Genomic DNA, 3956 nt, shown 5'->3' on the forward strand with positions numbered 1-3956 from the left:
CGCGCCGCGGGTGAACGTGCCGACGCCGCGTCCGCGTCCCGCGCCGGCCGCCGCGGCATCCCAGCCGGCAGGTGCGTCGTCGCCGGATCTTTCGGCGCCGCCCCCCTGGGACGACATTCCGCCCGACGATTACCTGCCGATATCGGCCGACGACAATTACGGCCCGCCGCCCGACGACGGCTACATTCCCGTCTTCGACAGCGGCCCCGACGACGTGCGCGTGGCCCCGCAGCCGGCGCCCGCGCCGGTCGACACGCGGCCGCTGCCGCCGGCCGTGCCGCTCGACGCGATCGGCTACCAGGGTGAATGGCCGCAACTGGCCGCGAGCCTGCCGCTCAAGGGCGTGGCCTACCAGCTCGCCTTCAACAGCGAGCTGACCTCGCTCGAGGGCGGCGCGCTGAAACTGGCGGTGCCGGTGCCGCAATACGCCGATGCCGCGCAGGTCGCCAAGCTGAAGACGGCGCTCGCCGAGGCGCTCGGCAAGCCGGTCGAGCTGAGCGTCGAGGTCGGCCCGGCGCGTCGCACCGCGGCTGCGCTCGACGCGGTCGAGCGCGCCAAGCGCCAGCGCGAGGCCGAGCAGGAGATCGGCGCCGACCCCTTCGTCCAGCAACTGATCCGCGATTTCGGCGCGCGCATCGTCGAGGGCTCGGTGAAGCCGGTCGCCGCAGACGGCGCCGGCGGCGCGCCCACGCTGCACTGATCGCGCGCAGCCCATTCCCTAATCCCGGAACCGGCGCTAAGATCGCGCCGGTCACACGAACACCAAGGAGCACGTCCATGATGAAAGGCCAACTCGCCGGGCTGATGAAGCAAGCCCAGCAGATGCAGGAAAACATGAAGAAGATGCAGGAGCAGCTCGCCCTCATCGAAGTCGAAGGCCAGTCGGGCGCCGGGCTCGTGAAGGTCACCATGACCTGCAAGAACGAGGTGCGCCGCGTGGCGATCGACCCGAGCCTGCTCGCGGACGACAAGGACATGCTCGAGGACCTGGTCGCGGCGGCGTTCAACGACGCGGTCCGCAAGGCCGAGGCCACCTCGCAGGAAAAGATGAGCGGCATGACCTCCGGCCTGCCGCTGCCGCCGGGCTTCAAGCTGCCGTTCTGAGGCGGCGTCCCACGTCGACCGGTACCGCATGAAGCAGCCCTCCGCCCTGTCCGCCCTTGTCGAAGCGCTGCGCGTGCTGCCCGGCGTCGGGCCTAAATCCGCGCAGCGGATGGCGTATCACCTGATGCAGCACGATCGGGAGGGCGCCGAGAAGCTCGGGCGCTCGCTGCTGTTCGCCACCGAGCACCTGCAGCACTGCGAGAAATGCAACACCTTCACCGAGTCGCGCATCTGCGAGGTCTGCAGCGATACCGAGCGTGATCCGAGCCTGCTGTGCGTGGTCGAGACGCCGGCGGACCAGATCATGCTCGAGCAGACGCTCACCTATCGCGGCCTCTATTTCGTGCTGATGGGGCGGCTCAGCCCGCTCGACGGCATCGGTCCCAAGGAAATCCATTTCGACCGGCTGGTGCGCCGCGCCTCGGACGGCATCGTCAAGGAGGTCGTGCTCGCGACCAACTTCACGAACGAAGGCGAGGCGACCGCCCATTACCTCGGGCAGACCCTCAAGGCGCGCGGCCTGTCCGTCACGCGGCTCGCGCGCGGCGTGCCGGTCGGCGGCGAACTCGAATACGTCGACGCGGGCACCATCGCCCGCGCGATGCTCGACCGCCGGTCGATGTAAGCCCCAACGCGGCGCACGCCGCTCCGGAGATTCCACAGATGAGCGCTACCCCAGGCCCGCTCGCGGGCGTCAAGGTGCTCGAGTTCGGCACGCTGATCGCGGGGCCGTTCGCGGCCCGCCTGTTCGCCGAATTCGGCGCCGACGTGATCAAGGTCGAGGATCCCAACGGTGGCGACCCGCTGCGCAAGTGGCGCAAGCTCTATCCCGAGGCGGGCGGCACCTCGCTCTGGTGGGCGGTGCAGGCGCGCAACAAGAAGTCGGTCACGCTGAACCTGAAGACGGACGAGGGTCGGCGCATCGCGCAGCAGCTCGCCTCGCAGGCGGACATCGTGATCGAGAATTTCCGGCCCGGCCTGCTCGAGAAGCTGGGCCTCGGCTACGAGGTGCTGTCGGCCGACAATCCGGGCCTGGTGATGGTGCGCCTGTCGGGTTACGGCCAGAGCGGCCCGTATCGCGACCGTCCCGGTTTCGGCGCGATCGCCGAATCGATGGGCGGCCTGCGCCACATCACCGGCTACCCGGAACTGCCGCCGCCGCGCATCGGGATCTCGATCGGCGACTCGATCGCCGCGCTGCACGGCGTGATCGGCGCGATGATGGCGCTGCACCATCGCAACATGAACGGCGGCAAGGGGCAGGTGGTCGATGTCGCGCTCTACGAGGCCGTGTTCAACATGATGGAGAGCGTGGTGCCCGAGTACGGCGTCTACGGCATGGTGCGAGAGCGCACCGGCGCCTCGCTGCCCGGCATCGTGCCGTCCAATACCTATGCCTGTGCCGACGGCAGCATCGTGATCGGCGGCAACAGCGACCCGATCTTCAAGCGCCTGATGAAGGCCATCGAGCGCGCCGATCTGGCCGACGACCCGGCGCTCGCCCACAACGACGGGCGAGTGCCGCGCACCCGCGAGATCGACGAGGCGATCGCCGCCTGGCTCGCGCCGCGCACCATCGAGGCCGCGCTGGCGGTGCTCAACGCGGCCGACGTGCCGGCCGGCCGGATCTACAGCGTGGCCGACATGTTCAGCGACCCGCAGTTCGTGGCGCGCCAGATGATCCAGCGCTTTCGCCTGCCCGACGGACAGGAGATCCCGCTGCCCAACATCACGCCGAAGCTGTCCGACACGCCGGGCGATACGCGCTGGCTCGGCCCGGCGCTCGGCGAGCATACCGACGAGGTGCTCGGCGGGCTCGGCTACGAGGCCGCGGCGATCGCCGCATTGCGCGAACGGCGCGTGATCTGAGCCGCCGCGCGAGACGGCCCCGGGGCGCCCGGGCTGTCGTTCGCGCGCCATCTTTCCTCGGTTACAATCGCCGCATGCGAATCCTACTCAGCAACGACGACGGTTATCTGGCGCCCGGTCTGGCCGCGCTCTACGAAGCGCTGCGGCCGTTCGCCGACGTGACCGTGATGGCGCCCGAGCAGAACTGCAGCGGGGCCTCGAACTCCCTGACGCTGTCCCGGCCGCTGTCGCTGCATCGCTCGGCGAGTAGCGGTTTCCACTACGTCAACGGCACGCCGACCGACTCGGTCCACCTGGCGTTGACCGGCATGCTCGAGGAACGGCCCGACCTGGTCGTGTCGGGAATCAACAACGGCCAGAACATGGGCGACGACACGCTGTATTCCGGCACCGTCGCCGCCGCCACCGAAGGCATCATGTTCGGCATCCCGGCGATCGCCTTCTCGCTGGTCGACAAGGACTGGGTGGAGCTCGAATCGGCCGCGCGGGTGGCCGCCGAGATCGTCCGCCACTTCATCGCCCGGCCGATGCCGGGCCAGCCCTTCCTCAACGTCAACATCCCGAACCTGCCCTACGAGCAGATCAAGGGCTGGCAGGCGACGCGGCTCGGCAAGCGGCATCCGTCGCAGCCGGTGATCCGCCAGACCAATCCGCGCGGCGAGGCGATCTACTGGATCGGCGCCTCGGGCGCGGCGCTCGACGCGAGCGAGGGTACCGATTTCCATGCCACGGCGAACGGCTACGTGTCGATCACGCCGCTGCAGCTCGATCTCACCGACTCCCAGAAACTGGCCGCGACGCAGGCGTGGACGCGCGCGCGGGGCGAGGCTTCATGAGCGGCGAGCGCGCCAAGCGGTTTCCGCTTGCGCTCGAGGATCTGAAACGTGCACCGCGCAAGAGCGCGGCGCGCCCGAACGAGCGGCATCCGAGCTCGCCGGCGCGCCCGACCCTGGGCGCCTCCGTGGCCGGCTCGCCGGCCCGCC

5 protein-coding genes and 1 pseudogene are annotated in these 3956 nt (G+C 69.8%); all 6 read left to right on the forward strand.

Annotated elements, in window-relative coordinates:
* Positions 1 to 700 (forward strand): DNA polymerase III subunit gamma/tau C-terminal domain-containing protein (locus F3J10_RS34660; protein WP_275691722.1); only part of this gene is annotated, 700 nt, incomplete at its 5' end.
* 77 nt (positions 701 to 777) lie between these two features.
* Positions 778 to 1104 (forward strand): YbaB/EbfC family nucleoid-associated protein, encoded by a 327-nt coding sequence (locus F3J10_RS34665; protein ID WP_013698260.1) that lies wholly within the window; start codon positions 778 to 780, stop codon positions 1102 to 1104.
* 28 nt (positions 1105 to 1132) lie between these two features.
* Positions 1133 to 1729, forward strand: a complete 597-nt coding sequence (recR, locus tag F3J10_RS34670) for a recombination mediator RecR (RefSeq protein WP_013698259.1) — start codon at positions 1133 to 1135, stop codon at positions 1727 to 1729.
* 38 nt (positions 1730 to 1767) lie between these two features.
* Positions 1768 to 2973: a CaiB/BaiF CoA-transferase family protein gene (locus F3J10_RS34675; RefSeq protein ID WP_017921679.1), complete on the forward strand. Its 1206-nt coding sequence runs from the start codon at positions 1768 to 1770 to the stop codon at positions 2971 to 2973.
* Positions 2974 to 3047: 74 nt separating this feature from the next.
* A complete protein-coding gene (gene surE, locus F3J10_RS34680) occupies positions 3048 to 3809 on the forward strand; it encodes a 5'/3'-nucleotidase SurE (RefSeq protein WP_013698257.1) in 762 nt (253 codons plus the stop codon).
* Positions 3806 to 3956, forward strand: a pseudogene (locus F3J10_RS34685) (protein-L-isoaspartate O-methyltransferase); the annotation flags it as partial. The gene surE and the pseudogene F3J10_RS34685, both read left to right, overlap by 4 nt.

It is taken from the genome of Burkholderia sp. Cy-637 (genome assembly GCF_011753175.1).
Classification (GTDB): Bacteria; Pseudomonadota; Gammaproteobacteria; order Burkholderiales; family Burkholderiaceae; genus Burkholderia; species Burkholderia gladioli.